The organism is Ignatzschineria indica (assembly GCF_003121925.1).
Classification (GTDB): Bacteria; Pseudomonadota; Gammaproteobacteria; order Cardiobacteriales; family Wohlfahrtiimonadaceae; genus Ignatzschineria; species Ignatzschineria indica.
Genome location: NZ_QEWR01000002.1, coordinates 306,342 through 333,005 on the forward strand (window position 1 = coordinate 306,342; position 26,664 = coordinate 333,005).

A 26,664-nucleotide genomic window follows, 5' to 3' on the forward strand; every position below is an offset into this window, starting at 1 on the left:
AGCGCTATTTCTCCGTTTCATCCTCTTTCATCTTGCCTGCTTGCATCTCCCAAAAAGAAGCGTAGAGTCCACCCTTCGCAAGTAAAGCATTATGGGTACCCTGCTCGATAATTTTGCCATTTTCCATCACAATTAAACGATCCATTTTGGCGATGGTAGAGAGTCGATGGGCGATGGCAATTACCGTTTTCCCTGCCATCAATTGCTCAAGATTCTCTTGAATCACACTCTCCGATTCAGAGTCGAGTGCAGAGGTTGCTTCATCGAGAATGAGAATGGGAGCATTTTTAAGTAAGACGCGAGCGATTGCAATGCGTTGTCGTTGACCTCCTGAGAGCTTAACTCCACTCTCCCCAACTAAAGCATCTAATCCTTTCTGCCCATATTGATCTATCAACTCTCTGACAAATTGATCTGCGTGGGTTTTTCTTAAAGCTTCATAGAGCATCTCATCTGTCGCATCAGGATTCCCATAGAGCAGATTATCTCTGATAGAGCGATGAAATAGCGTCGGCTCCTGTGTGACAACGCCAATTTTTTGCCGTAAAGAATCTTGCGTAAAGTGACAAATATTCTCACCATCAATTAATATTTCACCGGCATCGATGTCATAGAGTCGTAGCAGTATCTGCGTTAATGTTGTTTTGCCGGCACCCGATGGCCCTACTAATCCAATTTTTTCTCCCGGATGAATCATCAAGTTGAGATTCTGGTAGATCGGTTTCTCCTTGTGGTAATTAAAAGAGACATTACGGAAGGTAATTTCGCCTGTAACATTTTTTAATATTTCGGCATTAGGATGGTCTTGTACTTCTCGTGATTGGGCTATCACTTTAATTCCATCTTGAACATTACCAATATCTTCAAAAATATGGCTAATCACCCGCATCACCCAGCTTGACATAGTATTGATTCGAATAACAAGACTCATGGTAAATGCGATTGCTCCCGCAGTGATTAAAGAAGCGCCCCAAAGATAGATAGAGAGCATGATCGTTGTCGCAATTAAGAGGCTATTTAGAATCATCAGAGTGAGATCCATCATCGTTGAGAGCTGCGTTGATCGAAGAGCGGCATCGGTCTGTTTCTGCATCACCGATTTTGCATCATTCTCATCTTTTTCAGAATGGGAGAAAAGTTTCAATGTTGTGATATTACTATAACTATCGACAATATGGCCCATTAAACGAGAGCGTGCTTTTGCAGAGATATGGGAACGGTGACGTGTTCTTGGGAGAAAATAACGCAAAATCAGCGTATAAAGCAGAATCCAGATTAAGATAGGAAGTGCGAGCCAAGGATTCATCTCAAAGAAGAGAATAATCGTTGTAACCGCATAGATCACAATGCGCCACATAGAGTCGGTAGACATAATCACTGAATTGCGGATCGATTGACCGGTATTCATGACACGGCTTGCAATCCCACCAGAAAGGCTACTATGAAAGAAGTTAAGGCTCTGTTTAACGACATAGCGGTGCTGTTGCCAGCGAATCATCGATGTAAAGTTAGTCGTTAATGATTGATTAATCAGAAGATTATGAAGAAATGAGGCTAAAGGGCGGAAGAGTAGAATAACCGATAGCATAAGAATAAAGGTCCAATGGTGCTTCTCCCAAAGCTCTGCCGGCGTATGAACACTATCGACAAGATCAACAATCTCTCCAATATATTTAAAGAGAAAGATCTCCAATGTTGAGACAAAAAATCCTGTCACAAGGAGTGCAACAAAGACCCATTTAACCTGGCTAATATAGTGCCAATAGAAGGCGAATAACGTTTTAGGAGGCGCCTTATCGGGGTGTGATTTAAAAGGGTCGATAAGGGATTCAAAACGTTGGAGAATTTTCATAAAGGGCCATTATAAAAGTACGAAAAATAGGTGCTAAAAATATTCGATTAATAATATTCGACTGATAGTTGATAGAGTACCTTATTTGATATCTATTATCAATTAGAGGGTAAGGAATAGAGATTGAATAAAAAAAGGTCGAATAAAAAAGGCGACTTGTAATGTCGCCTCTTTAGCTAGCAATTTCCCCTGATAATCATCTATGCATCTATGCATCTATGCATCTATGAATTAGCTATGATTGGAAACTTGTGATTAGGCAATTTTTCGCTCGATAAAAGCGCCCCCTAAACAGATATCTCCATCATAAAAGACGATCGATTGCCCAGGTGTGATGGCTCTTTGCGGCTCTCTAAAATCGACGCGGATTTTGCCCTCTTTCTCTAGTGTCACCTCACATTTAACATCTTGTTGGCGATAGCGAATCTTTGCCGTTAAGCGAGGGTTAACCTCTTCCCAATTGATAGGATTAATTTGATGGAGCTCGCGAGCGATTAGACCCCTTCCATAGAGCTCCTTTTGATCCCCTTGTACTACAATCAATTGATTCTTTTCAAGATCTTTATCTGCCACAAACCAAGGCTCACCTGTAGAATCTTTACGCCCACCAATCCCTAAACCTTGTCGCTGGCCGATAGTGTAAAATGCTAAACCTTGATGTTGCGCTACAACTTCACCATTAGGCATTACCATATCGCCGGGCTCTGTAGGGAGATATTGCATGATAAAGTCGGTAAAATCTCGCTCCCCAATAAAGCAGATCCCTGTAGAATCTTTTTTATCAAAAGTGATCAGGCGATTATCGAGAGCAATTTGTCGCACTTCGCTCTTCTCATAATCTCCGATCGGAAAAAGGGTATTGATCAACTGTTGCTGATTGAGTAGATAGAGAAAGTAACTCTGATCTTTATTATTATCGATACCTTTTAAGAGATAAGCTTTGCCATCTTCCCGGCGAACACGAGCATAATGCCCCGTTGCGAGATAATCTGCGCCTAACTCTTCTGCATACTCTAAAAAAGCTTTAAATTTAATCTCTTTATTACAGAGAACATCGGGATTAGGGGTTAGCCCATCTTTCAACGTATCGATAAAGTAATCAAATACTCGCTCTTTATAATTTTTAGCAAAATTGACACGGTGAAGTGGAATGCCGAGTGTCTCACAGACCGCTTCTGCATCTTTAAGATCATCTTCCGCACTACAGTAGCCTTGGTCAAACTCCTCTTCCCAATTCTTCATAAATACGCCATGAACATCAGCGCCCCGCTCTTTTAAGAGAAACGCCGCTACAGAGGAGTCGACTCCACCGCTCATTCCTACAATGACACGTTTACCTCTTATATCTTCCATCTCTTAGCCTCTCAACTCTTTTAGCCCATTACTATGAATGGTACAAATCTAAATAGTATAAATTTTAATGATACTTTAATGATATTTTAATGATATAAATCATCGATATAAATCATTAATGTAAATTATTGATATAAATTATTGATATAAAATTAATAATACAAACTTTGACAGCCCAGACTTCCAACAGTACTGATTTTAGTGTGGTTGATCCATCATATTGGTTGCTGTAAAAATAAATGGTTAGCATTCTATCGAATAATATAAATAGAAGGCTAACCATTTTTATAGCTGATTTTTATCGTTGATTTCTATTGTTGATTGATACAGTATATCGTTACTGTTTATCGCTCTTCTTTTCATCATCGAGAAGATCGATATAATCACGGAGAATCAATAATCCCTCTTCAAGTAGAAGATCGGTCTCTGTCTCTTTTAAGAGCTTTGTGTATGAACCATCTTCGTTACGGAACTGCTCAAGTGTTAATGGTTCATAATCGTAGAGAGCTCTCATTCTATTTTGCAATTGAAGATTCTCTTCCTCTTCGCGCTTAAGCTTCTCTTTGCGCTTATCAAGATTGAGGCTCATCTCATTGATCTTCCAGAGCTCTAATGTCTTATTCGCCTGTTTTTTAAAGATCTGATGCTTCTCTTCCTCTTTAAAGCGCTCTTTGCTCTTATTTTGCAACTGGGAAGTCACTTCTTCTGTAATAACGACAGAAGGCTCATAATCCGGAGCTGCATCGATAGTATCCCAAGCCATCACATAGAGCTCTTTCGACTCACCAATCTCATTAGGATCATAAATTGAAGGGAGCGTTACATCAGGCTCAACCCCTTTCTCTTGTGTCGACTCTCCATTTGCGCGGTAAAACTTTGCAATAGTGACTTTCGATTGTCCTGGTTTGGTCGATTTTGCTAAAATTCGGCTAAGATCGATCATCGTCTGAACGGTACCTTTACCAAAGGAGGTTTGACCAGCAATGATTGCTCTCCCCTGATCTTGCATACTGCCGGCAAAAATTTCAGAGGCAGAAGCACTTAAGCGATCGATTAGAACCACCATAGGACCATCATAGATCAACTCTTCATTAGGGCTCGATTGTGCATCTTGCTGACCATCAAATCCTCGCGTTTGAACAATGGTCTTATCACTACCGATAAAGAGTGCAGAGAGATCGATCACCTCCGTTAAAGATCCACCACCATTACCGCGTAGATCAATTAAGAGCCCATCAATATGCTCATCATTGACCAACTTAAGTAGTAATTTTTTAACGTCACGTGTTGTGCTTTTGAAGTCTTGAATCCCTTTTTTACTACCTTCAAAGTCACTATAGAATGCCGGAAGTGTAATAACGCCTAAAGTATATTCCTCTTCACCATTTTCAGAAGGGAGTTGATAGACTTTCGATTTCGCCTCTTGCTCTTCAAGTTTGACCGTATCACGAACGATCTTAACAATTTTTTCTGCGCCTTTTCCTTTATTGCCAATCATCTGTAGACGGACAACGGTATCTTTTTCGCCGCGAACCATCTCAACCACTTTATCAAGACGCATCCCAACAATATCGACAAACTCACCATCTTCACCCTGCGCAACGCCGATAATCTCATCACCGATCTGCACCTGGCCAGTCAAGTCTGCAGGTCCTCCAGGAACGACCTCTACAATCTTGATGGAATCATCATCTTGGCGCAGAACCGTACCGATCCCTTGCAGTGATAGACTCATACTGATATTAAACTGCTCCATCTGTTTAGCAGAGTAGTAACCAGAATGGGGATCAAAACTGAGAGAAACGACATTCATAATAAGACTAAAGAGCTCTCCCTCTTCCATATCATGAATTCTTTTTTGCCGAGCATTGTAACGCTTCTGAAGCTTCTCTTTCGCCTCTTCAAGGGTCAAGGTATCATCTGTGACCATGAGATTAATTAGCTCATTTTGTAGACGATCTTTCCAAAGTTGACGCATCTCGGTCTTATCTTTGGGGAAATTTTCATCTTTGCGCTGAATAACGAGACTCTTATCCACATCGAAGTCAAAATCTTCAGCTAAGATATCGGTGACCAAAGCATACTGCTCATCCATGCGGATCAGAAGCTGTTGGTACATCTCATAGGGAATCTCTAATTGTGAGCGGCGAATGAAGTCATCAAAGCTATACTTATATTGCTCAAATTGATCGATATCTGATTGTACGAAGAAGACCTTCTGTGGATCGAGCGCCTTAAGGTAGAGTGTATAGATACGCTCTGAGAGTGCATCATCAATAGGGATACGATCATAATGATATTGTGCCAAAATTGCCGTATGGGCAGAATTGATCAATTGCTCATTATAAGAAGGCTTCGTGATAATCGGCGTTTTTGGTGTATCGGTTGCAGCGATTGTCGATTGGCCAAATAGAAGTGCTGACGAGATAAAGAGTCCACCGACTAATTTGGCAAAGCGGCTTTTGATAAATTTTTTCCCATTAACCATTACGTTTTCTATATCCATTGTCTGTTTGATTAGTTCGCAAATGTTTGCTGATCAAAGATCTATATATTTTATATATCTATATATCTATCTATATATCTTTTTGCTGAATACTTTTTGCAATCAGTGCGATAAGAGATATCCCTACCATCGAGAGAATAAGGAATATGATCTGTAAGAGTGACCAATAAACACCCTTGTCAGTTCCATTTCAATTGATAAAACTCGTTTTAGTATAGCGGAATCGAGCTTTTTTGTTTAACTTTTTTGCCTACACTACTTAGAAGTAATCGGTAATGCTGAAGATCACTAGAATTCAATAAAGCCCAATAAAACCCAATAAAAGAGAGTCCTATAATTTTAGGACTCTTGTAGGGCTCATTTAGAGATATTCATTACGAATTACGAATTACGAATAGAGAACGGACTATGAGTAGTGGCGATCTTCAAAGTCTTTCATAAAGTTCGTCAAAGCGATGACGCCTTCAATCGGCATTGCATTGTAGATACTTGCTCTCATACCTCCAACACTACGGTGTCCTTTAAGGTTGATCAGATGATTCTCTTCTGCTTCTTTTAAGAAGAGTGCATCTAAGGTAGGATCTGCGAGTGTAAAAGGAATAGTCATATTTGAGCGGGCATCAACATCCACACGATTACGATAGAGGCGGCTATTATCGATAGTATTGTAGAGAAGGAATGCTTTTTTATGATTAAGCTTCTCGATCTCCTCTAAGCCACCCTTCTCCTTAAGCTCTTTAAGCACTAAGCTCATAAGGTAGATTGCAAAAGTTGGCGGTGTGTTGAGCATGGAATCATTTTTAGCCTGTAGCGTATAATTCAAAGCATCAGGAACATATGGAGAGGCATTTCCTAATAGATCTTCTCTTACAATAACTAAAGTTAAACCTGCAGGACCAATATTTTTTTGTGCGCCGGCATAGATCACGCCATATTGACTCACATCGATCTTACGGGAGAGGATATTAGAGCTCATATCCGCAACAACAGGAATGGGGCTATTTTTAATATCGTAGAAGAACTCAACACCATTGATGGTCTCATTTGAACAGAGATGGAGGTAAGCACTATTGGGATTAGGGGAGATCTCATTCTGTTTTGGTACAGAGATATAGCCCTCCTCTTTACCACTATAGAGAATATTGTTTTTTGCATAACGAGCGCCTTCAGCGGCTGCTTTTTTGGACCAGATCCCCGTCTCTATATAATCAACGGTGGTTTTACCATCACCAATACGATCACCTAATAGATTGAGAGGCACTAAACCAAATTGTGAAAGACCGCCTCCTTGTAGAAAAAGAACCTTGTAGTTTACCGGGATATCGAGCAACTCACGAAGGTCTGCCTCACACTCTTTTGCTAATGCCACAAACTCTTTACTACGATGGGACACTTCCATCACAGAAGCGCCCTGCTTCTGCCAATCGAGAAGTTCTGCTTGCGCCTCTTTTAAGACTTTATAAGGCATTGTTGCTGGACCTGCACAAAAATTGAATGTCTCTCTCACTGCGATTAATCCTCTGTTTCTGCTTTAATTAGTGACTTAAATAGTTACTTAATAGTTACTTAAGTAGGTTGTTCAAATTAACGAAAAGTACGCTTAAGTCTCATAACCTCATGACGATAAGGTGCTGAATGCTTAAGGCATTAAAAAGATAGTACAAATAAAAATGGTATAAAAGTTATCTAAAAAATCACCTCTATCTTACTACTAAGGGCGAGAGATTTCAGAGATATTTTATCCATAATTGAAGTGGAGGAATGGGATCTTTGGCTCTCTTTAGGGCAAGATAATTTTTGCGAAACTTCTTAAGCAGATGCAGATTGGAATGATATTTGAGAATATCTGAATATTATTCATAATGCTTTTTGCTTTTCTGCTAAAATGGCTCGTTTGAAAGAGATTAATTGAGATTAATTGGTTTAAACCACAGAGGGAAAATTCGTAATGTCTTCTATTATCGATACTGAAATGGCGCGTTTAGTGCCTATGGTTGTTGAACAAACTGGTCGTGGAGAGCGTTCATATGATATCTACTCGCGACTTCTTAAAGAGCGGATTATCTTTATGGTCGGTCAGGTGGAAGATCATATGGCTAACCTAATTGTGGCGCAGCTCCTCTTTTTAGAAGCGGAAGATCCCAATAAAGATATCCATCTCTACATCAATTCTCCGGGAGGATCTGTCACTGCCGGCATGTCGATCTACGATACAATGCAGTTTGTTAAGCCTGATGTATCAACAATGTGCTTAGGGCAAGCTTGCAGTATGGGAGCATTCTTATTAACTGCCGGGGCTAAAGGTAAGCGTTTTGCCCTTCCGAATTCACGGGTGATGATTCATCAGCCACTCGGGGGATATCAGGGGCAAGCGTCTGATATTGAGATCCATACTCGTGAGATGCTTAAAATTAAGAAGCAACTCAATACCCTCCTTGCGCATCATACTGGCAAAACAGTTAAACAGATCGAAAAAGATACCGATCGCGATAACTTTATGAGTGCAGAAGAGGCAGTCAAATATGGCTTGATCGATCAGGTCGTCACTAAGCGTTAAATAGATTAACATCATGAGAATCTCTTAAATTGTGCTCAATCGGATTAAATCGAGTCATTCAGATCTATAAAGAAGTCTCTGATATGCGATATGCGATATGCGATATTTAAGAATGATGATATCAAGCGTTGATAAATGAAAGAATTGGAGTGAATTCACACAATGAGTAATAAAACTGATAAACCCACAAAAAGTATCGAATGCTCCTTCTGTGGTAAAGATCAGAGCGAAGCAGAACGCCTTATCTCAGGAAATGGTGTCTATATCTGTAAAGAGTGTATTGAGCTCTGCAATAATCTTGTAGTAGAAGATGTTAAAGCTGAGCTTGAAGCGGAGTATGAGAGCCTTCCTACCCCAAAAGAGATCTTTGCACACCTTGATGAGTATGTGATTGGTCAAGAAGATGCAAAGCGCACCTTAAGTGTCGCTGTTTACAATCACTATAAACGTCTAGAGAGTGAGCGTTTTTCTGATACGAAAGAGGTTGAGCTTAGCAAGAGTAATATTCTCCTCATCGGTCCGACAGGATCAGGAAAGACTCTTCTTGCAGAGACTTTAGCAAAAACGCTCAATGTTCCTTTTGCCATCGCTGATGCAACGACACTGACTGAAGCGGGTTATGTCGGGGAAGATGTTGAAAATATAGTTCTTCGTCTCCTGCAAAACTGTGACTTTGATGTGGAGAGTGCAGAATCTGGAATTATCTATATCGATGAGATCGATAAGATCTCCCGTAGAAGTGAAAACCCTTCTATTACCCGCGATGTCTCCGGTGAAGGGGTACAACAAGCGCTCTTGAAGATTATTGAAGGGACAACGGCATCAGTATCGCCAACCGGTGGACGAAAACATCCCAATGCGGAGTTGATCGATGTTAATACTCGCAATATTCTCTTTATCTGTGGCGGCGCATTCTCTGGCCTTGATAAGATTGTGCAACAACGACAATCGAAAGGGGGGATCGGCTTTGGTGCAGAGGTGAAAGCAGAAGATGAGCAGAAGAATATCTCTCAACTCTTATCTGAGGTGGAATCGGAAGATTTAGCGAAGTATGGCTTAATCCCGGAGTTTATTGGCCGCCTTCCTGTTATCACAACGCTTGAAGAGTTAGATGAAGATGCGCTTGTCAATATCTTAACGGAACCGAAAAATGCTTTAACAAAGCAATTCTCTTATCTTTTTGAGATGGAAGATGTCTCATTAGAATTTACAGAATCTGCTTTAAGAGCGATCGCTAAAAAAGCGTTAGCACGTAAAACAGGAGCGCGTGGCTTAAGAAGCATCATCGAACACCTACTTTTAGATACGATGTTTGAACTCCCTTCACTCGATAATGTTGCTAAGGTAATTGTCGATGAGAAGTGTGTGACAGAAGGTGTTGCGCCTGAGATTATTTTTCACAAAGATCATCAAAAGAACGATGAGAAAGAGACTTCAACGGAGAGCACCTCTAAAAAGAGCACTTCATCGAAGTAACTTATCAGATTAGATCAAGTGTTGATAATCAATTTCAGACTGATCCAAACCGACTTAAAAGATTTAATAGAAAAGGAAGAAGAGACTCTTCAAAGATTATGGCAGATCATTTACAATCCCCTCCCCCCATCTCAATGCGCTTTCGTGGTTTTCTTCCCGTCGTTATTGATGTGGAAACAGGTGGGGTTAACCCACGAACAGATGCCCTCTTAGAGATCGCTGCTGTTGTGATCGATATGAATGATGAGGGTAAACTCACCATGGCAGAGAGTGTTTCTGCACATATTGAGCCAGAGAAAGGGCTTCTTCTCAATCCTGAGTCGATGAAGATCAACGGCATCAAGATCGATAACCCTTTCCGCTTTGCAATCTCTGAAAAAGAGGCACTGAAGAAGGTCTTTGCTGTTGTTCGTGCTGCGTTGAAAGAGAAAGGATGCACTCGTGCTATTTTAGTGGGGCATAATGCCCATTTCGATCTTGCATTTTTAAATGCAGCAATCGAGCGGACCGGCATTAAAAACTCCCCTTTCCATCCCTTCTCCGTCATCGATACGGTAAGCCTTGCCGGCCTTGCTTATGGGCAAACAGTGCTTGCACGGGCGATTCAAGCTGCCGGCATTGAGTGGGATCATAGTCAAGCTCACTCCGCACTCTATGATACAGAAAAGACGGCAGAGCTATTTTGTAATATAGTCAATATATGGCAGGAGAAAGTCGGCTTTAATCTCGCCCTGTTTCAACCTAATGATGACCCTATTGATGCCCGATAGGCGCAATAGATGCAATAGAATCAGAATGAACAACCCCGTAGTACCGATAAGAGAGCGTTTGCATGGATAATTTACTAGACCGTTTAGAGAAAAATCTGACACTCCTTGGAAAGCATCAATCCTCCCTCAAAGAGGTTAATATTGGGCTCGAAAGAGAGACTCTTCGAATCAACCCAGAGACAGGCAGAATTAGTGATAAAGGGCATCCAAAAGCGATCGGCTCGGCATTAACTCACTCCAATATTACCACTGACTTTGCAGAATCCCTGCTTGAATTTGTCACAGATCCTGTGGATTCTCCTGAAAAAGCATTGGCAGACCTCAGTGAGATTCAACGATTTGTCTTAGAGAAGTTAGATAATGAGATCTTTTGGCCTAATTCTATGCCCCCGTTCATTGAATCGGAAGATGAGATCGAAATTGGTCATTATGGCAATTCAAATGATGGCAAGATGAAGTCCCTCTATCGCAAAGGATTGAGCCTTCGCTATGGCAAAATGATGCAGGTTATCTCCGGCATTCACTATAATTTCTCCTTAAAAGATCATCTCTTTGATGCATTTCAAAATGCATTTGACCGTCAAGAGATAAAAGAGATGAGCTTACAGCAGTTTAAGACGGATCGTTATCTCCATGCCTGTCGCAATATCTCTCGCTATGGCTTTGTGATTCCTTTTCTTTTAGGGGCATCGCCGGTAATGGATAAGAGCTTTCTTCGTGGGAAAGAGAATCCTTTTGCGTCGCTTAATGAAACAGATAGCTATCTTGACCAAGGGGAATCACTACGCCTTTCTGATATCGGTTATGGCAATAATAAGTGCCACTTTGATGTCTCATTCAACACAATTGAAGAGTTTACCAAAAATATTCAATTTGCGATTACCACACCATGCAATATCTTCTCTCAAATTCCTGTGGTAGAAAATGGCGAATATAACCAGATCAACAACCATATTTTACAGATCGAAAATGAGTATTACGCAAGTGTTCGTCCAAAACAGATTATGCGCCCTGGTGAAAACTTCCTAACCGCGCTCAATCGCCGTGGAATTGAGTATATTGAGTTGAGATCGATCGATATTAACCCACTCGTAGCGGAGGGTATTGGAATCGATGAGATGCGCTTTGTACAACTTTTGATGACAGCTTCTATCTTGACCGATGCGCCGGAATTATCGCAAAAAGAGTATGAGCATAATCAGAAAAATATGAAAGCAGTTGCTAAGCGAGGATTAGATCTCGCTCAAGAATTTAATGTTTCCGGAACAACTCGCACTCTTAAAGCTTCTATTTTAGCGGTATTAGAGTGGTTAACACCTTTGGCACCTATATTAGGAGAAGCGTATCAAACAGCTCTTGAGAAGATGTATGCACGCGTTGAAGATCCTTCCCTACTCCCTTCACAACAGGTTTTAACTGCGCTCAAAGAGAGTGGTACGCCTTATCAGACATTTTTCTTAACGCAGGCGAAAAAGCTCTATCAAAAAGAGCTCAAGCCTTTAGATGAGAAGAGTCGCGTTGCATTTGAAGAGAGTGCCATCAGATCTCTGGAGAAACAGCAAGCAATTGAAGCTTCACCTCAAATCCCATTTGCGCAATATCTAGATCACTATTTCCAATTTGAATCTTAAAATTTAAATAGTTTGGATCTAAAAATTTGAATCTAGAACTATCTATGTAGCTATCAGTCAATTTGGTAGATATTTTTCGCGCAATTAGGGAGATTTAATTGCGCGCTTTACCTCTTGAGGGGCTTCTTAAATTACCTTTCACTAAAGATATAGACCTTGATAGCAAAATCCCATAAACTTACGCTTTATTTATCTACCCTTTTTTAGAGGTATTTCTCAGTGACTGAAGTTGTCGCACAAACAATCGAATCCACTGCGCATATCGCGCAGGAGGTTCACTCCTTAGGCTCCCCCCTTCTCTATACTATCTTTGCTATCGTCGTTGCCGTGATGATCCTTATCGACATGTTTGCACTCAAAGCTAGTGGCGATCATCGTGTTAGCGTAAAAGAGGCCTTGATCTGGACGCTCATCTGGATTACCGTCGCGCTACTCTTTATGGCGGGAATCTGGGGTTATATCCGTTATATGTTGCCGCCAGAGATCCTTATTCCTAGTGAATTTGCAACAACGAGTGAATATGCAACGAGTAAAGCGCTTGAGTTTTTGACCGGCTATATCGTTGAAAAATCACTCTCGATCGATAATATCTTTATCTTTCTGCTTATCTTTAGCTTCTTCAAAGTTCCCAATATCTATCAGCGCCGCGTCTTAGTCTATGGCGTTTTAGCCGCGGTCTTTTTGCGGGTTGTGATGGTATTGATCGGTAGCTTCTTGATCTCTAAATTTGAGTGGATTCTCTACGTCTTTGGCGCATTCCTCCTCTTTACCGGGATCAAGATGTGCTTTGGTCATGATGATGAGGCAGATTTGAGTGAAAATAAGATCGTCAAATGGACTAAAAAGTTTGTTAAGACAACTGATGAGTATCAAAAAGAGCACTTCTTTATTGTCAAAGAGGGAGTTCGTTACGCAACACCGCTCTTTATCGTTTTAGTTTTAATTACCATCTCCGATATCATCTTTGCAGTCGATTCGGTGCCGGCGGTCTTCTCTATCACTGCTGATCCTTTTATTGTGATGACCTCTAACGTCTTTGCAATTTTAGGATTAAGAGCAATGTATTTCCTCTTAGCAGATATGGCAGAACGCTTCCATCTACTACAATATGGTTTGGCGATTATCTTGATCTTTATCGGTATTAAGATGTTGGTCCTCTATTTCGACTACCACTTCCCGATTACGATCTCTTTAATAATTATTTTAGGAACTTTAGTGGGTTCGATCATCTTATCTCTAATGATACCCCCTAAAAAACGATCTTCTTAACCCCATAAGTCTCGTACTACCTGCGAGACTTTTTTCATTTCTCTTCGCAAAAAGGACGCGTCATGTTAGAGAAACTCTTTAAACTTAAAGAACACGGCACAACGACTCGAACAGAGATCATTGCCGGAATTACGACCTTCTTAACGATGTCATATATCATTTTCGTAAATCCAAGCCTGCTCTCAACCACAGGGATGGATCACGATTCTGTCTTTATGGCTACCTGTCTTGCGGCCGCAATTGGTACTTTAGTGATGGCATTTGTTGCAAACTATCCTGTTGGACTTGCACCGGGAATGGGGCTGAATGCTTTCTTTGCGTTTACAATTGCAGCTCCCGTTGCTGCGGGTGGTTTTGGCTATACCTGGCAAGAAGCTTTAGGAGCTGTTTTTGTCTCCGGGGTGATCTTCTTTGCTCTCACTATTACCGGGCTTCGCTCATGGATTATCAATGGGATTCCTAAATCATTAAGAGCTGCTGTCGGAGCGGGTATCGGCCTCTTTTTAGCTTTCATTGGTCTTTCTAATCCTGAAGTAGGTATTATCAAGGCGAATTCAGCAACGCTTGTAAGCTTAGGGGATCTCTCCTCTCACGGTGCGCTCTATGCTATTTTGGGTTTCTTCTTAATTGTAGTTTTAGATAACTTTAAGATCAGAGGCGCAATTCTTTTAAGTATTCTGATCGTATCTGTAATCAGTGCTCTAGCTGGTCATACGGAATTTAAAGGGGTTATCTCTACTCCGCCCTCCATTGAGCCAACCTTCTTCCAATTAAGCTTTGAAAAGGTCTTAAGTGGCAGCTTTGTACAGATCTTAATAGCGCTGGTACTTGTTGAACTCTTCGATGCCACAGGCGTTTTAATGAGTGTTGCTAAGCAGAGTGGATTACTTGATGAGACAAAAGTACCGGATGCAAAAAAACGCTTCAATCGTGCGCTCTTTTCAGATAGTACTGCAATCCTTTCAGGAAGCTTATTGGGAACGAGCTCTGTCACTGCTTATGTAGAGAGTACTGCCGGCGTTCAAGCAGGAGGACGAACAGGTCTTACAGCACTTGCGATTGCTGCTTGTTTTATTCTCGCGATCTTCTTCTCACCATTAGCAAACTCAATTCCAGCTTATGCAACGGCTCCGGCATTAGTCTATATCGCAGGCTTGATGTTAAGAGAGTTAACAGAAGTTGAGTGGGATTCCCCTACCGATTCAATTCCAGCGGCACTCTTAGTATTAGGTATTCCTTTTACCTACTCAATTGCAGAAGGTTTCGCTTTTGGTTTTATTAGCTACGTTGCATTAAAGTTAGGAACAGGAAAATTAAAAGATATTCATCCTGCGACCTATATCATTGCGATTCTATTTTTAGTAAAATTTGCACTCTTCTAGGATCTTCCCCTTTTCTCGGGTAAAGATGCTAACCTAGAGATGAGCATTGAAATAGGCATCAGTACGCCATATTAGAGCATGATCTTTAATATGGCGTTTTTAAATGTGGGGTTTTAGAAGTATGAATCACTTTATTACAGCAACTTATCGATTCTTTTTTAGTAGCGACTTTGCCATGGGGGTAAAGATGGCGCTAGGGATCTTTCTGCCTGTTGCGCTTTTAGCCCTCTTCTCAATTCCCTTAGAGATCTTAATGATTGCCGGCTACGGTAGTCTAACAATGTCTATTGCCGACCAGACCGGTACCTTAAAGCATAAACGCAATGAGATGCTCGGCACCTTTATTGCGATTGTGATTATAACCCTGCTCTTTATCTTTCAATCACCAGGGCTCCATCTTTTAAAGATCGTTTCGCTCTCACTCATCTCCTTTGTCGTAGCCTTCATCTATGCTTTTAAGGCTAAATTTATCGCACTCGGATTTATCGTAGGCTTTACGGCACTTCTTGCCGCATCTAATAGTGCAGCCACTCCCGCGGTCTACCTCTTCTTCTTCTCTTTAGGAGCTCTTTTCTATTTTGCCTTTAGCATGGCGGTGACGAAGATTTTTCAGATCTATATTGTGCGGCAGAATCTCTCCGGCATCTACTTTCTCCTTTCGCGCTATCTTAAAGCACTCTCAAAGTGTTATCGTCAAAATGTCGTGATTGAGAAGGAGTTTAAAAACTTTATCAACTCTCAAACTGAGCTACTTGAAGAGCTACAGGTGATGCGAGACCTTCTCTTTAGACTCGATTATGAGAAGGATCATCGCCTCAATCAGATGGTCAATGAATTGCTACTCCTGATAGAAACTCGTGAGATTGCAACTATTCCATTGCAAGATTTTGTTATTATTCGTGAAAACTATCCCAATAGTGATCTACAGATCTTCTTTCGTGATAGTTTCTCTAAGGCGGGAATTAATCTTGAAGAGATGGGGATGTATTCAATGCGCGCCGGCGATATGTTAAAGCGTCTCGGCTTTAAAGCAGAATTACGAGCATTAGAGTATGAATTAGAACTTCTACGCCGGCAAGATTTAGAGGGTGAAGCGTTAGAGGCCTATCAAATTGTAGCGAATCACTTTCGTAAAGTTTGGTCACTTTCCCGTAATTTAGAGCGTATTCGCTCATTCTTAGTCGATGATGTTGCGCTTGAGGGGAGCTTCCCTAAACATAAATTGAAAAAGTTTCTCTCCCAGTCGCATTGGTCTAAAGATTATATTACCCAGAATTTAACTCTCCAATCACCTGTGCTACGTTTTGCAATTCGCTCTTCACTTGCGATGTTTTGCGCACTCTCAATTGTGAGCATGACCGATTTTCTCTCTCACGGTTTCTGGATCGCTTTTACACTCTTAAGTCTTATGCGACCAGGTTTTAGCTTAACGAAAGAGCGCAGTAGAAATCGAATTATCGGCACCATTATTGGCTGTATCGTTGGAGGGATCTTAATCTCCATGGAGATCTCAACTTTAGGGTTGCTCTCGATTCTCTTTGTCTCGGTTATTCTTAATAATGGTTTAATTCGTATCCATAACCCACTCAGCGTTACTTTTACGACAGTCTATGTCCTTATTATTCTTAACATTAGTAAGGATTTGTCGATGTTCCAAGGAATATCTGTTTCAATAGAACGTATTATCGATACCTTAATCGCCGCTGTTATTGCTATCGGCTTTAGCCATTTTCTCCCCAGTTGGGAGAAGGTGAATCTTCCACGACTTACTAAAAGTGCGAGAAAAGATCTCTTTACGGTGATTGAAGAGATAGAGAAGTGGCAAATTACGAAAGAGAGTGAGGATGATGCTGATCTTAAATTAGCGCTCCGCCGGGCTCAAGTCTCTATTGTCTCTCTCTCAAACTCCTTAGAGCGGATGAAAGATGAACCTATAAAGAATAGGGAGCGAGATATCTCTGCTATTAATGATGAGCTGATTGAGATGCAATCGGTTCTTTCGCAACTCTCTTATTTAGCCTCTCTATTAGAAGGGAAAGATGCGACAAAAATTCCGGAATTTAGAGAGATCTTTCAAGTGATTAAATTCCGAATGGATCCTAAAATCCATCAACAACGCTCTCATCGTATTCCAAGGTTTATGATGCGAGAATTAAAACCACTTATCTGGTTGGTAGAACCGAAGTAAACAACTAAAGTGGTGAAATTATGAAGATGATTATGAGTATTACGCAAATAGGTAGTTTCTGCCGATAAAAGGTTGGCATTTATCGCTGATAATCGTATTATAAAATGATCTTATTCCACTTTTTTAAGGCGGAATATGATCAATGGGTGGAATATCTTCATGATCAATTGTAGGCACAGGTTACAAATATGTATCAGTTTTTGGGGGAATATGAGCTAAAGGTCGATGCGAAGAATCGTATCGCGCTCCCTGCTGCCCTTAGAAAACAGTTTAATGGTATGAACCATTTTGTTATTAGCCGTGCGCTCGATAAATGCCTTAACTTCTACCCGATCGAAGCTTGGCGCCAAGTTGAAGAAGAATTAGAAAAACTGAACCCTTTTGTGAAAAAAGAGCGTGATTTTGCACGCTTTGTTCGAGGGGGCGCAACAGAAGTTATTTTAGATGCTCAAGGCCGAATGGTCCTACCGAAGAGATTGATGCAATACGCCAATATAGAGAGTGAACTGATTCTCCTAGGCAATGGTAATCTCTTTGAGATGTGGGATCTTATCACCTACGAAACGATGCTTGATATCGATCCTGAAGATTTCTCTCTCTTAGCAGAAGAGGTGATGACAAAAGAGGAAGAGGTTGAAGAAGCACCTCTCTTAGATCCATCTATCGTTGTTCCTTTAGGGCGCCGATAGGTCTATTAGTAGAACAGGGATAAAAAAGGGAGAGGTGTGATAAAGATTGGTTTAATCGATTCAGGGATTGGTGGATTCTCTATTTTAAATGCTTTTTTAGCAGCGACACCACTGAATCGAACACAATTTATCTATATTGCTGATTCTGGTCATCTTCCTTATGGTCTAAAGAGTGATGAATATATCCATGAGCGAATGGAGCGCTTAACAGCGGAACTTCTATCTCGAAAGATCGATGCATTAGTGATTGCTTGTAATACAGCGACCGCAGTGAGTGCTGAAAGGTTGCGAGAAAAATATCCCGATCTTATTATTATTGGAATAGAGCCGGCGATAAAACTTGCAGCTACCGCTACAAAAAGTGGTCATATCGCTGTTGCTGCAACACTCTCAACACTCAATAGTGAACGACTCGAGAGCCTCAAAGAGCGCTTTGCTAAAGATCAGATACTCCATAAAATTGTCGGTTCTGAATGGGTTAACTTAGTGGAGGCACAGAAACTAACGCTCGAACATAACCATGAGATATTGCTAGAGACTTTAGAACCCCTCTATCGATATCCCGTGGATCAGCTCGTCTTAGGATGCACCCATTTCCCCTTCTTAATGCCGGCACTTGAAGCGCTTCTTCCAGAAGAGATCACTATCATCGATCCGGCAAATGCGATTGTCCAAGAGTGTTATAGCCAAATAACCATGCGTTATCCCCATCGTATTACGACGTTTTATAGTGTTAGCGATGTGGAGACTACAGTTAGTAAGGAAAAGAGCCATAGCATTAAAACATTACCACTTAAAACATTACAGCTTTTAACTACGGGTGAGCTTAAAGATTTTCAAAGACAACTCTCTCTTTTAGATGCGGTAGGAGTTCCCATTGAGATTGCAAAAATCGATACTTAACCACTGTCGCTAGATATGTTAGAATCGATCCTATTATCGACAAAAGATGCTAGGATTAACCATGAACAAATTATTAAAAGCAACTATCGCCTTAGGCGCAATGATGATTTTAGCAGCATGTGGTGACTCGCTGAAGAGCCTCTCCCCTGAGGATCAACTCTTTACGATGAAAGTCAGTGAGCAGTTTCAAGATGTAATGGATAAGAAAGATGCCATCGTTGCCGTCCGTTTAGAGGGCGCTCCTGCAGAGAACATTACACTACTTCAAGCTAAAGAGGGAGATATCGAGAAAGATATCCTCTATGCTGTCACGATCGATCTTCCCGAAGGCGTTGTGATCACACTTCCTGAGTTTGAAGAGGTGATGAATGAGCAGATGGATGCTATTAATGAGATTGTCGATTTTAAAGTGATGCCGGTTAAAGAGAGTGATACCCAGATCAACTATATTGCTGAAACTCGTCTAAATAATGTTCCCTATTATGAATATTGTCGTATTGCGGTAGAAGAGCGAATCACCACAATCTGCTTAGGTACCACTAATGATACAAAAGGCGCTGAGGCGGCAATCAATAGTATTCAGTTTAAAAAGTAAGTATTGGTAGCCCTTAATTGCTCTGAAGGCTTGATATTTCGATCCGCTAACTTGTGTAATATTTCGCTATAACTCTCTGTTATGGCGACACGTTAGCGGATTCTTATTGAGAATACTCAATGATTTTATTACCTATTTTATTCCATGCTCATTCTTTACTCTAACTGTTTGCTGAAACGGTTTACTATAACCGTTTATCTATAGCTGTTTACTCTCGTTGTTTGAAGGTTGTCCCCTAAAGCGTGCGACCGATAGAAAGGATCTCTCTATGCCATTTACGCCCCGTTCAGATCAGCAGATCTATCGTTTAGATTATCTCGCTCCTACTTTTACAATTCCCCATTTAGAGCTTCATTTCTCGCTCGACCCTGAAGTTAGCAGAGTACGCTCTCAATTTAAGGTGATTGTAGAAGAAAGTATCGATCTACCCCATACTATCAAGCTCCATGGATCAAAGATGTTGTTTGATATTCAATTGAAGATCGATGGGAAAGAGGAAGATATCAGCTCATTGTTAGATGAGGCGGGTAATCTGTCATTAACTTTAAATACACGTGAGCAGTTGATTGAGATCAAAAATAGTGTCTCGCCGGTAGCGAATAGTGCGTTAAGTGGCCTCTATCTTTCAAGAGGCATTATCTGCTCGGACTGTGAGCCTCAAGGCTTTAGAAACATCACGCTCTTCCCTGATCGCCCTGATGTGATGACACAATATCGCGTCACTCTAGAAGCGGATCAATGTTGCCCTACTCTTCTCTCTAACGGTAACTTAGTAGAAGAGGGGATTATTGATGAATCACGTCACTATGCTGTATGGGAAGATCCCTACCCTAAACCCACCTATCTCTTTGCGATTGTTGCCGGCGATCTGCAATATATTGAAGATCAACATATTCGCCCCGATGGTCGTCCAGTACAACTTCGTATCTATGCTTCAAAAGAGAATATAGGGGCTTGTGACTTTGCACTTGAAAGCCTTAAAAAAGCGATGCGTTGGGATGAGGATCGTTTTGGATTAGCATGTGATCTCGATTTTTATAATGTGGTCGCAGTGGATGATTTTAATAGTGGCGCCATGGAAAATAAGGGGCTTAATCTCTTTAATACAAGCTGTATTTTAGCTACAAAAGAGCAAGCGACCGATCGCGATTTTCGTTTTGTTGAAGCGGTCATTGCGCATGAATATTTCCATAACTGGACAGGAAATCGTATCACCTGTCAAGATTGGTTTAACCTCTCATTAAAGGAGAGTTTAACGGTCTTTCGTGAGCAGGAATTTATGTCAGAAGTGGAACCCGGCATTCGTCGTATTGAAGATGTCAATTTTCTCCGTCTACATCAATTTCCTGAAGATCAAGGCCCTCTTGCGCATGCGGTGCGCCCCGATAAATTGGGATCAATTGAGAATATCTATACCACAACCACCTATGAGAAAGGGGCGGAGATTATTCGCCTCTATCAAACTATTTTAGGCCGTGAAGGCTTTGATCGCGGCTTTGCGCGCTATATTAAAGAGTTTGATGGCATGGCTGTGACTGTTGATGATCTCTATGCAGCGATGAAGATGGAAAATCCCCGTCTTTTTGAAAATTTTCCCCTCTGGTACTCTCAAAGAGGGACACCAAAGGTTCAAGTCGCCACTGAATATTACCCCGATAAACGGGAGATGCGTCTTTCATTGAAGCAATTCCTCTTTGATCCTGTTACCAATGAGTTGCAAGAGCCATTACCGATCCCCATTAAGTATGCCTTCTTCAATCGTCAAGGAGAGATGCTCCTTGAAGAGACCTACACATTAACGATGGCGCATCAATGTCTAATCTTCCACAATATTGATGAAGTGCCGGTAATCTCTCTGTTGAGAGACTTCTCAGCGCCTGTTACGGTCGATTATCCGCAATCGATCGATGATCTGAAAATTCTTATCCAATATGAGAGTGATTACTTTGCAAAATGGGAAGCTGTGCAAAAATTAGTAGAGCGCCTTCTCTTCAATCACTCTTTACAACGACAAGAACAGATCGATATGATTGGCGATGCTTTAGCGCCCCTTTTTCAATATGCTTATCAAGAGCCAGGATTTGCCGCATTGCTCTTAACGTTACCAGATAATGATCATCTTTTCGATCATTTAGAGAGTGAAGAGATCTTACCTCTTTACCAGATCAAAAGGGAGGTAGAGGTTGGCTTAGCAAGACGTTTCCAAGAGGATTGGAGAGCACTTTATAATCGATTCCAAGAGGATTCTATTGCAGCAAGAGCGATTAAAAATGTGGCGTTACACTATCTAAGTCGTCTCCCCCATGAGAGCGAGTTAGCAGTAAGACAATATGAGAAAGCAGATAATATGACCGATATCAATGCGGCATTAACAGCACTACTTTCTAATCAAAATCCAAAAGCAAAAGTGATTCTAGAGAGCTTCTATCATCGATATGAAGGTGATACGCTTCTTGTAGATCGCTACTTCTCTCTACTAGGACGTAATCCGAACTTAACAATGGATGATGTGGCAATGATCAGTAACCACCCGGCTTTTGATCTTAAAAATCCTAATCGAGCACGGGCAATTGTGGGATCCATTGGGCGAAATCGTATTGCTCTTGCCAGAATAGGCGCACCTCTCTATCGATGGATAGGGGCAGAGATTGTAAAAGTTGATAAGATTAATGCGGTCACAGCTGCACGTCTTATTACACCTTTTGCCAAACTCTCCCGATTACCGGAGTCTTTAAAAGAGGAGGTTCGAGCAATTTGCCAAGAGATGCTCAATATCGGGGAGATCTCTCATAACTTATCAGATCAATTGAAGAGGATTTTATTATGATGAATAAAAATGAATCGTTAGTAGACCCAAATTTATCAAGGGAAATGTCAGAAAGCGATCTTGAACAGAGTCATGATCGTGGGGATCTTTTCGAACAGAGCAAGCTAGCTGAACTGATGATTGCTCGCCGGACAATTCATCATTTTGAGCCAACTGAAGTTCCGCTTGAGCCTGTTAAACGAGCATTAGAGCTTGCTGTTTATGCCCCTAACCATCACCATACCCATCCTTATCGATTCTATCTGATGGGAGAGGAGATTAAATCCCGTTTCCTCGATTATGCGAAAGAGGCTTTCTCTGAACGTGATCCTGCTTCTGCTGAAACAAAACTCGCTCGTTGGAAGAGAATTCCTGGGTGGATCCTAGTGACTCGAAAAAAGAGTGACAAGGAGAAGGTTGCCCATGAAGATTATGCCACCTTGAGCATCGCGCTCTATATGATGATGCTCTCATTAACAGCGGAAGGAATCGGCACTAAATGGTCTACAGGCTCTCTGCTCTTCAATGAGGAAGTCTATAAAATTTTTGGGCTTAACTCTCAAGAAAAGGTTATTGAAGGGCTCTTTTGGTATGGCTACCCTGAAAAAACACCACTTCCCTTCCCAAAACCCTCTTTTGAGCAATATGTTACAGAGTTGAAGTAGTCTCTCTCTAAAGCACAGAATTAAACTAGTGGATTAAATCAGTAGTTTAATTCGTGAATGGATCATCCAGATATAGATCAATAAAAATTATGCAAAATAGTATTCAATCACTGCAATCATTAATCGCAAAAGAGATTACAAAAGAGAATGAGAAAGAGGATCACACTCCCTATTTAGGGGCGCTTAAAGAGGGAGAAGAACTCTCTCTTGTTCTTGGATTTGATTTTGGAACTCAAAATTTAGGGATTGCTGTCGGAAACTGTTTAACTCAGACGGCACAACCCTTAACGATTTTAAAAGTTACCCATAATCAGCCTCGCTGGGAAGAGGTAGAAAAACTTCTCAAAGAGTGGCAACCTAATGCCTTTATTGTAGGAATGCCCTATACAAAAGATGGTACTGTTACTGAACATCTTAAGATTATTCAAAAATTTATCAATCGCCTCCATGGTCGATTTGGCCTGCCAGTTTTTATTGTCAATGAAGCTTATAGCTCACAAGAGAGTGAACGCTATCTTAAGCCATCACAACGACATAAAAAGGGGCAACTCGATGCGATCTCTGCAGCCATTATTGTTGAACGCTGGCTACAACAAGAGATTTAACCCGCCGCAGGGCTTGTCAGTCCGTAAGTCCTGCGCTATTCTCAAAATGTCATACCATATTAGGACACTTCACAGATGAAAGCTTTTTTTCAATTTATTAATTGTTTTAGTTTAGTTCAGCAGATCATCGTTGGCCTTATTTTAGGGGTTATCGTTGGTTTCTTCTTCCCTCTTCATATTGCTCAGTCAGTCGGTATTATTGGCCAATTTTTTATTGGCGCATTAAAAGCGATTGCTCCTGTTTTGATCTTTATCCTCATTATTGCGGCAATCTCTAACTACCATAAGCAGGAGAGTGGCAATGGGGCCATGCAGAAGGTGATTCTTCTCTATATTTTTGGCACCTTTCTTGCAGCATTAGTAGCAGTCTCTATCAGCTTTATCTATCCGGTTGTTGTTCCGTTAGATATTCCGGCAGCAGAAGCACGAGGACCGGCAGATATTACGGATGTTCTTCGCACACTCTTTATGAATATGGTGGATAATCCAGTTAATGCCTTAGTCACTGCTAACTATATCGGTTTAATCTCTTGGGGTGTTCTCTTCGGTTTTGCATTAAGATCGACGAATGCATCAACTCGTAATCTCTTTCAAGATCTTGCACAATTAGTAACAAGTGTTATTAAAAAAGTGATTCTTATTGCGCCACTCGGGGTCTTTGGTCTTGTCTCTGTCACTATTGCAGAAACAGGTTTTGAAGGGATTAAATCTTATATTGAATTGGTCATTGTTCTCTTAGTGGCAATGGGTATCGTTGCTTTTGTAGTCAATCCACTCTTGGTCTATTGGGCTATTCGTCAAAACCCTTATCCTTTAGTATTACGTTGTATCAAAGAGAGTGGTATGACTGCCTTCTTTACTCGTAGCTCTGCAGCTAATATTCCTGTTAATATCGAGTTAAGTCGTAAACTTGGTGTTCGCGAAGAGACCTATTCTGTCTCAATTCCTCTAGGGGCGACCATCAATATGGCGGGAGCGGCGATTACTATCACAATCTTTACGCTTGCAGCGGTTCATACTCTAGGAATTGAGGTGGATTTCTTCTCTGCACTTCTTTTAAGTATTTTTGCGACAATTGGTGCTTGTGGTGCTTCAGGCGTTGCTGGCGGTTCGCTTCTTCTGATTCCGCTTGCCTGTTCTCTCTTTCAGATCGACAATGATATTGCGATGCAACTCGTTGTCATTGGCTATGTTGTTGGCGTAATTCAGGACTCAACAGAGACCGGTTTAAACTCATCAACCGATGTTCTCTTTACAGCAGCCGCAGATTTTTCCGCAACAGGAGTTGTTCCAAAAGAAGTTTCAAATAAATAATCATTCATATAACCATTCATGATGCCTATTGGTTGATGATGATTCTTCACAATAGAAGCGCTATCTTAATAAAAGATGGCGCTTTTTTTGTTGCAATAGACAATTTTCTTAAGAAGAGTCTGGAGCGGTGGGAGCCAACTATTTTGCTCTTTTCTCCGGTGCATGCCCGCTATTTGACATCAATAATGCCGAGGAAGTAGTACAGAACTGATACCATTTATAAGCGATAAGATCATTAACTGCCGGCGCGTGATCCATGGAAAAACGTGATAGTCAGAACCGGGACCTCATCAACTTCTGTTGTTTTTTGTTTCAAGAAAAATCAATTCAACAAAAATAAAAATACCCTCAATCCAGAACCATAGATTTATGGAGGATTGAGGGCATCTTTCAGTTTGTTATTGAATCTCATTAAATATGAAGAGAGTTCAATATGTTTTTGGTTTTTTGATCATTGGAGAAAAAGAGATAAAAGCTTCTCTTTAAATATGACCTATCTACAGTCCATTATTAGACCGCGGTACTGCGATTAGATGAACGACGCGATGGACGTGAATTACGATCTGTTGTGCTGCGACGCTCATTACGTGACTCACTACGACGACCTTCACCGCGCGGAGCTCTATTACGATCACGATCACCACGACCTTCTGTACGGCGTGAAGAACCTTCTCTTCTACCGCCACGTGAATCGCTTCTGCGACCTGCGCCACCACCAGGACGACGACGTCCACCTCTTGGTGCGCCACGTAATGGCTCTTTCTTAGGCTCTAAACCTTCGATCACATTCGCTTTAATCTCTAATTGAATGAAATCTTCTACTGCATCAAGAAGACGCTTATCTTTAAAATGAACAAATGTTACGGCTGTTCCTTCACGACCCGCACGACCTGTACGACCGATACGATGAACATAATCTTCTGGCTGTCTTGGTACACCGACGTTAAAGACATGAGTAATTGTCTCGACATCGATACCACGAGCAGCAACATCTGTTGCTACAAGAATCTTGATTTTACCGCGACGGAGATTGTCGAGACAACGATTACGAACACGTTGCTGCATACCACCATGGAGGTAATCGACAGAGAGGCCCATCTCTTTTAACTCATCTGCAATCTCTTCTGCATCAATCTGAGTTGGAACAAAGACAACAGTTTGATCAATTTTTGCATTTTCCAACCAATGAAAAAGGAGCTTCTTCTGATGTTCACGACCATCTGCCCAATGAAGGATCTGGGTAATATTCTTATTGATGGTATCTTTAGGTGAGATCTCGATACGGAGAGGATGATTCATCATTCCTTCCGCTAATCTCATCACTTTCGGTGGGAAAGTAGCAGAGAACATCAATGTTTGACGATTATTGATACAGCTTTTATGGAGTGTTTCTAAATCTTCAGAGAAGCCCATATCGAGCATACGGTCAGCTTCATCAGCAATAAAGAAGTGGACATTATCAAAGCTAATCTCTCTCTGTTTATAAAGATCGATTAAACGCCCAGGTGTTGCGACTAAAAGCGTAACATTTTGTAATTCACGAATTTGACGGCCATAAGGCATACCACCAACAACAGTTGCAACACGGAAATCACGATGAGTACCTTTTAAGAGAATAGCCTCTTGTGCTACTTGTAACGCAAGCTCACGCGTTGGACACATCACAATTGCATGGGGTGCCGGCATCTTATAGGCAGGTTGACGACCACGACGACCTTTACGAGGTGCAGGACGCTCTTCAGGTGCGCTCTTCTCTTCTAGCTCTTTCGCATCCATAATTTGATGCAAAATAGGAAGGAGGAATGCTGCTGTTTTACCACTACCTGTTTGGCTTGAGACCATAACATCTTGACCACCCATTGCAACAGGTATAACACGTGTTTGCACTTCTGTTGCACTGTCATAACCCATTTTTTGGACGGCAGCTAAGAGAATAGGATTTAAATTTAAATCAGAAAATTGAGACATAAAGATACTGATCCCTAACTAAGAGAGGGATTTCCTTTTAATATAATATTTATAGGGAATGCGCTTGAACATTCAGCCAAAAACATGCATCGACCGAATCTCAAATAAGCGTCAAGTACACTTATGTCATAGTTC

19 protein-coding genes are annotated in these 26,664 nt (G+C 41.2%); 14 read left to right on the forward strand and 5 right to left on the reverse strand.

What is annotated here, in order from left to right:
• Nucleotides 1-4: 4 nt before the first annotated feature.
• The 4 genes from DC082_RS01535 to serC all read right to left on the reverse strand — a co-directional run bounded on the left by DC082_RS01535 (nt 5) and on the right by serC (nt 7,218).
• A complete protein-coding gene (locus DC082_RS01535) occupies nt 5-1,852 on the reverse strand; it encodes an ABC transporter ATP-binding protein (protein ID WP_109235456.1) in 1,848 nt (615 codons plus the stop codon).
• A 255-nt stretch (nt 1,853-2,107) separates the two neighbouring features.
• The gene (gene mnmA / locus DC082_RS01540) at nt 2,108-3,205 is read right to left on the reverse strand and encodes a tRNA 2-thiouridine(34) synthase MnmA (protein ID WP_109235457.1); all 1,098 of its coding nucleotides are present in this window, start codon (nt 3,203-3,205) and stop codon (nt 2,108-2,110) included.
• 337 nt (nt 3,206-3,542) lie between these two features.
• Entirely contained in the window at nt 3,543-5,711 is a 2,169-nt protein-coding gene (locus DC082_RS01545; protein ID WP_229821525.1) for a carboxy terminal-processing peptidase, read from the reverse strand.
• A 406-nt stretch (nt 5,712-6,117) separates the two neighbouring features.
• Entirely contained in the window at nt 6,118-7,218 is a 1,101-nt protein-coding gene (gene serC, locus DC082_RS01550) for a 3-phosphoserine/phosphohydroxythreonine transaminase (RefSeq protein WP_094568052.1), read from the reverse strand.
• 441 nt (nt 7,219-7,659) lie between these two features.
• Between serC and clpP the strand changes: the two genes are divergently transcribed.
• From clpP to sstT, 14 genes are all read left to right on the forward strand, one after another.
• Nucleotides 7,660-8,268, forward strand: a complete 609-nt coding sequence (gene clpP, locus DC082_RS01555) for an ATP-dependent Clp endopeptidase proteolytic subunit ClpP (RefSeq protein WP_109235459.1) — start codon at nt 7,660-7,662, stop codon at nt 8,266-8,268.
• A gap of 162 nt (nt 8,269-8,430) precedes the next feature.
• The gene (gene clpX / locus DC082_RS01560; RefSeq protein WP_109235460.1) at nt 8,431-9,744 is read left to right on the forward strand and encodes an ATP-dependent Clp protease ATP-binding subunit ClpX; all 1,314 of its coding nucleotides are present in this window, start codon (nt 8,431-8,433) and stop codon (nt 9,742-9,744) included.
• Between the two features lie 98 nt (nt 9,745-9,842).
• The gene (gene rnt, locus DC082_RS01565) at nt 9,843-10,514 is read left to right on the forward strand and encodes a ribonuclease T (RefSeq protein ID WP_109235461.1); all 672 of its coding nucleotides are present in this window, start codon (nt 9,843-9,845) and stop codon (nt 10,512-10,514) included.
• 62 nt (nt 10,515-10,576) lie between these two features.
• The gene (gene gshA / locus DC082_RS01570) at nt 10,577-12,145 is read left to right on the forward strand and encodes a glutamate--cysteine ligase (protein WP_109235462.1); all 1,569 of its coding nucleotides are present in this window, start codon (nt 10,577-10,579) and stop codon (nt 12,143-12,145) included.
• A gap of 219 nt (nt 12,146-12,364) precedes the next feature.
• Nucleotides 12,365-13,414, forward strand: a complete 1,050-nt coding sequence (locus DC082_RS01575; RefSeq protein ID WP_275665691.1) for a TerC family protein — start codon at nt 12,365-12,367, stop codon at nt 13,412-13,414.
• A gap of 62 nt (nt 13,415-13,476) precedes the next feature.
• On the forward strand, nt 13,477-14,796 hold the full coding sequence (locus tag DC082_RS01580) for an NCS2 family permease (protein WP_109235463.1): 1,320 nt from the start codon (nt 13,477-13,479) through the stop codon (nt 14,794-14,796).
• A 121-nt stretch (nt 14,797-14,917) separates the two neighbouring features.
• Nucleotides 14,918-16,984 carry an FUSC family protein gene (locus DC082_RS01585; protein WP_189363294.1) on the forward strand — a complete coding sequence of 689 codons (2,067 nt, stop codon included), beginning with the start codon at nt 14,918-14,920 and terminating at the stop codon, nt 16,982-16,984.
• Between the two features lie 188 nt (nt 16,985-17,172).
• A complete protein-coding gene (gene mraZ, locus DC082_RS01590; RefSeq protein WP_109235465.1) occupies nt 17,173-17,673 on the forward strand; it encodes a division/cell wall cluster transcriptional repressor MraZ in 501 nt (166 codons plus the stop codon).
• Between the two features lie 36 nt (nt 17,674-17,709).
• Nucleotides 17,710-18,576 carry a glutamate racemase gene (murI, locus tag DC082_RS01595; RefSeq protein WP_109235466.1) on the forward strand — a complete coding sequence of 289 codons (867 nt, stop codon included), beginning with the start codon at nt 17,710-17,712 and terminating at the stop codon, nt 18,574-18,576.
• 61 nt (nt 18,577-18,637) lie between these two features.
• On the forward strand, nt 18,638-19,171 hold the full coding sequence (locus DC082_RS01600) for a hypothetical protein (protein WP_109235467.1): 534 nt from the start codon (nt 18,638-18,640) through the stop codon (nt 19,169-19,171).
• Nucleotides 19,172-19,439: 268 nt separating this feature from the next.
• The gene (pepN, locus tag DC082_RS01605; RefSeq protein WP_109235468.1) at nt 19,440-21,998 is read left to right on the forward strand and encodes an aminopeptidase N; all 2,559 of its coding nucleotides are present in this window, start codon (nt 19,440-19,442) and stop codon (nt 21,996-21,998) included.
• A complete protein-coding gene (locus tag DC082_RS01610) occupies nt 21,995-22,642 on the forward strand; it encodes a nitroreductase family protein (RefSeq protein WP_109235469.1) in 648 nt (215 codons plus the stop codon). The genes pepN and DC082_RS01610 overlap by 4 nt, the downstream gene beginning before the upstream one ends.
• 89 nt (nt 22,643-22,731) lie before the next feature.
• Complete coding sequence (ruvX, locus tag DC082_RS01615; RefSeq protein WP_109235470.1) at nt 22,732-23,247, forward strand: Holliday junction resolvase RuvX; 516 nt, start codon at nt 22,732-22,734, stop codon at nt 23,245-23,247.
• Between the two features lie 75 nt (nt 23,248-23,322).
• Nucleotides 23,323-24,561, forward strand: a complete 1,239-nt coding sequence (gene sstT, locus DC082_RS01620) for a serine/threonine transporter SstT (protein ID WP_109235471.1) — start codon at nt 23,323-23,325, stop codon at nt 24,559-24,561.
• Nucleotides 24,562-25,071: 510 nt separating this feature from the next.
• Here the strand turns inward: sstT and DC082_RS01625 are convergent.
• On the reverse strand, nt 25,072-26,529 hold the full coding sequence (locus tag DC082_RS01625; RefSeq protein ID WP_109235472.1) for a DEAD/DEAH box helicase: 1,458 nt from the start codon (nt 26,527-26,529) through the stop codon (nt 25,072-25,074).
• Nucleotides 26,530-26,664: the final 135 nt, after the last annotated feature.